Source organism: Ideonella azotifigens (genome assembly GCF_006519715.1).
Taxonomy (GTDB): Bacteria; Pseudomonadota; Gammaproteobacteria; order Burkholderiales; family Burkholderiaceae_C; genus Ideonella; species Ideonella azotifigens.
The window spans coordinates 1-4,105 of record NZ_VIDT01000509.1 but is presented as its reverse complement, the minus strand read 5'-3'; the positions used below and the strand labels follow the sequence as shown (position 1 = coordinate 4,105).

Genomic DNA, 4,105 nt, shown 5'->3' with positions numbered 1-4,105 from the left:
GGACGCCGACCTGACCCAGGCCGCCACCCAGGGCGACCCGACCGCCTTCCTCGCCGCCGCGCGCAAGCGCATGGCCGGCCGCAGCCTGGTGGACCACGCGCTGGAACTGCTGCGCCTGGGCCGCACCTCCATCACCGAGGCCCTGCGCATGGCCTCGGACGTGGACAACTCGGGCCACTGAAACCCATGGCCACCTATGCCTGGCGCGGCCGCAACAGCCGCGGCGAACTGATCACCGGCAACAGCGAGGCCGAGAGCGACAACATCGTCGCCGACCAGCTGCTGGCCAGCGGCGTCACGCCGATTGCCGTCACCCTCACCGAGCTGGCCGCCGCCGTCAGTGGCGAATCCACCGGCTCGCCCGCGCTGCAGGCCCTGCTGGGCAACAAGGTGACCGGCGAAGACACCCTCGTGCTGTCGCGCCAGCTCTACACGCTGCAGAAGGCCGGCGTGCCGCTGCTGCGCTCGCTCAACGGCCTGCAGGCCTCGTCCGACAAGCCGGCGCTGACCCGGCTGCTGGCCGACCTGCGCGCCAGCCTGGACCAGGGCCGCGAACTCTCGGCCGCGCTGGCCCGGCATCCGGACATCTTCAGCGCCTTCTATGTGGCCATGGTGCAGGTGGGAGAGATGACCGGCAAGCTGACCGAGGTCTTCCAGCGCCTGGCCGACCACATGGCATTCGAGCTGGACACCCGCGCCCGCATCAAGCAGGCGCTGCGCTACCCGATGATGGTCGGCATCGCCATCGTCGCGGCACTGGTGGTGATCAACATCTTCGTGCTGCCCACCTTCGCCACGATGTTCGCCGGCTTCAAGACCGAGCTGCCGCTGATGACGCGCGTGCTGCTGGGCGTGTCGTCCTTCACGGTGCACTGGTGGCCGCTGCTGCTGGCCGGCAGCGTCGGCGGTGTGATGCTGCTGCGACAGTGGCTCGCCACGCCGGAGGGTCGCTACCTCTGGGACCGGAAAAAACTGCGCCTGCCCATCATCGGCCCCATCGTGCTGAAGGCCACGCTGGCCCGCTTCGCCCGCAGCTTCGCAATGGCCTCCAAGAGCGGCGTGCCCATCAGCCAGGCCATGACGGTGGTGGCCCGCACGGTGGACAACGCCTGGATCGGCTCGCGTGTCGAGCAGATGCGCGACGGCGTGGAGCGCGGCGAAAGCATCTCGCGCTGCGCAGCCACCGCGGGCGTGTTCACCCCGGTGGTGCTGCAGATGATCGCCGTGGGCGAAGAAACCGGCGAGCTGGACACGCTGCTGGTCGAGATTGCCGACATGTACGAACGCGAGACCGACCACGCGATCAAGGGCCTGTCCTCGGCGATCGAGCCCATCCTGCTGCTGGTCATCGGTGCCATGGTGCTGGTGCTGGCGCTCGGCGTTTTCATGCCGCTCTGGGGCATGGGCCAGGCCGCCATGGGACATTCATCGTGAATGTAAGTGCGCCCTCAAGCCGGGCAAAGGCCCGCCGATAACAGGCTCACGCTGCCATCAACCCTGGGCGAGGTCGGCGATCCAAACCCTTTGCGGCCCGCCCGCCGCGCGACTCGAAAGGTCTCACTCATGCACACCCGCCATCGCACCCGCAACCTGCAACCGCTGCGCCTGAACGCCGGCTTCACGCTGATCGAACTGGTGATGGTCATCGTCATCCTGTCGGTGCTGGCCTCGGTCGCGATCCCGAAGTTCATAGACCTGGGCTCTGACGCCAAGGCCGCCGCGCTGTCAGGCGTGGCCGGCTCGCTGAGCTCGGCCTCGGCTGTGAACTACGCCAGCCGCAAGGCCAAGGCGACCAACGGCAACGCCGTGGCGAACTGCACCGACGTGGCCACCTCGATGCAAGGCAACACCCTCCCGACCGGCTACACCATCACCGCTGCTGCCGTGGCAGTGGACACCACGGTCAACTGCACGCTGACCCAGACCTCCACCAGCAACACCACGACCTTCCAGGCCATCGGCATCCTCTGATTGGTTCTGGCCTGAACGAAGCCCGCTGTTGACTGCCATGCGCCCTGCATCGCGCATCCGCAGCGCCGGCTTCACGCTGATCGAACTGGTGATGGTGATGGTGATCACCGCGGCCCTGGCCGTGGTGGCGCTGCCGAAGTTCCCCGACGTGGGCAACTGGCAGGTCATGGCCTATGCCGACAATGTGGCCAGTGCGCTGCAGAGCGCGCGCCGCGTGGCGCTCGCGCAGCGGCGGCCGGTGGTGGCCACGCTGACCTCGACCGGCGTGACCGTGGCCTACGTGGCTGGCGGCAGCATTGCCAGTCTCGCGTGCCCAGCTGCGTACAGCCCTTGCATGCTGGAGTCCGGCACCCGCAGCATCACCTTCAACGCCAGCAACAGCGGCGCCTCGGTGAGCTCCACCGGCGGCACGCTGACCATGACCTTCACGCTCGGCAGCGGCACCGCCCGCGTGCTGCAGATCGAGACCGAAACAGGCCTGGTTCGCGTGCTTTCTTGAGGCACTGCCGCAGCGGCTGCCGCCCTAGCATGCTGGCACCGTGCGCTTGCCTGCCCATTCCGCCCTCCGCCATGCCGACCGCCCCGGCCGCCTGCAGCTGCAGACGGGCCAGCGCGGGCTTTCGCTCATCGAGCTGGTGATGCTGATCATGGTGCTGGGCATTGCGCTCACCGCCATCCTGCAGGTCTTCATCCAGGCCACCCGCGCCAGTGCGGACCCGCAACTGCAGCGCCAGGCGCTGGCCGTGGCCGAGTCGCTGATGGAAGAGGTGCAGCTGATGCCCTTCACCTGGTGCGACCCGGACGACGCCAACGTCGACACCGCCACCAGCACTGCCGGCTGCGCCAGCGTGGTCGAGGTCATCGGCCCGGAAGGCGGCGAGCAGCGCTCGGGCACGCCACAGTTCGACAACGTCAACGACTACAACGGCCTCACGCTCAGCGGCATCACCGACATCAGCGGCAACGCCGTGCCCGGGCTGTCCACCTACACCGCGGCAGTGAAGGTGGCCAACGCCGCGCTGGGCAGCGTGGCCAGCAGCGAGGCGCTGCAGATCACCGTCACCGTCACTGGACCGAACGGCGTGCAGGTCACGCTGGACGGCTTCCGCACCCGCCACGCTCCCAATGCCGGCCTTTGAACAGTGCCCCCAGGTCCGAGCTGCGCTCGGCCCGCCCCCCGAGGGGGTCAAGGAAGCTTGGGGCGGCCCGGCGCTTCCTTGTGGCCGCACGATCCACCGTCATGCCCAACGTGGCTTTACGCTGATCGAAGCCGTGATGGTCATCGTGCTGAGCGGCATCATCGTCGGCATCGTTGCCAAGTTCATCGCGGTGCCGGTGCTGGGCTACCTCTCGGCGAATGCGCGCGCCAACCTGGCCGACACCGCCGATGGCGCGCTGCGCCGCATCGGCCGCGAGCTGCATGCCTCGCTGCCCAACAGCGTGCGCGTCAACAGCGCCGGCACCGAAGTCGAGCTGATCCCGGTGACGGCCGCCGCGCGCTTCATGACCGAAGGCAGCGGCGCGCTGGAGTTCGGCGTCACCGACACCGACTTCGACCTGATGGGCCCGCCCATCGCGCTGGCCGCCAACCAGTGGTTCGTGGTCTACAACCTCGGTGCCGGCATCACCGGCTCGGACGCCTACGCCGCGAGCAGCAGCGCCGCCGATCAGGCCGCGTCCAACCGCCGCAGCATCAGCTCGGGTGCCGGCTCGGTCTCGCATCTGACGATTGCCTCGGCGGCCGGCCTGCCGGTGTCCGACTATGCCGCGCCATTCCGCGGGTTCGTCGTCAACGCCCCGGTCACCTTCCGCTGCGATCTTTCCGCCGGCACGCTGACCCGCTACAGCGGCTACGGCTTCAACGCCGCCCAGCCGGACCCTCCCAGCGGCGGCAGCAGCGCGCTGCTGGCCAGCGGCGTCACCGCCTGCCAGTTCAGCATGGACGCGGTGGCCGTGGCCGCCCGCGCGGCGCTGGTCAGCCTGCGCCTGCAACTCAGCACGACCACGACGAGCGGGACCGAAACCGTCTCCCTGCACCATGCCGTCCACATCGACAACCTGCCCTGAGCGCGAAGCTGCGCAGCGCGGCTTCACGATGGTCACGATGATCTTCGTGCTGGTGATCCTAGCCGCG

General features: G+C 68.8%; 6 protein-coding genes. All 6 read left to right on the top strand.

All coding sequences use genetic code 11. The annotated features are described in order from the left end of the window. Window positions 1-181 (top strand): hypothetical protein (locus FKP22_RS32530; RefSeq protein ID WP_170201030.1); only part of this gene is annotated, 181 nt, incomplete at its 5' end. Between the two features lie 5 nt (window positions 182-186). Continuing rightward, window positions 187-1,434, top strand: a complete 1,248-nt coding sequence (locus FKP22_RS23005) for a type II secretion system F family protein (RefSeq protein ID WP_141290006.1) — start codon at window positions 187-189, stop codon at window positions 1,432-1,434. Window positions 1,435-1,563: 129 nt separating this feature from the next. Continuing rightward, entirely contained in the window at window positions 1,564-1,971 is a 408-nt protein-coding gene (locus FKP22_RS23000; RefSeq protein WP_141290005.1) for a type II secretion system protein, read from the top strand. A 37-nt stretch (window positions 1,972-2,008) separates the two neighbouring features. Beyond that, window positions 2,009-2,470, top strand: a complete 462-nt coding sequence (locus tag FKP22_RS34405; RefSeq protein WP_141290004.1) for a prepilin-type N-terminal cleavage/methylation domain-containing protein — start codon at window positions 2,009-2,011, stop codon at window positions 2,468-2,470. A 40-nt stretch (window positions 2,471-2,510) separates the two neighbouring features. Continuing rightward, complete coding sequence (locus tag FKP22_RS22990) at window positions 2,511-3,110, top strand: PilV family protein (protein WP_233446941.1); 600 nt, start codon at window positions 2,511-2,513, stop codon at window positions 3,108-3,110. Continuing rightward, the gene (locus FKP22_RS22985) at window positions 3,097-4,038 is read left to right on the top strand and encodes a type II secretion system protein (RefSeq protein ID WP_141290003.1); all 942 of its coding nucleotides are present in this window, start codon (window positions 3,097-3,099) and stop codon (window positions 4,036-4,038) included. The genes FKP22_RS22990 and FKP22_RS22985 overlap by 14 nt, the downstream gene beginning before the upstream one ends. The last annotated feature ends 67 nt before the right edge of the window (window positions 4,039-4,105 follow it).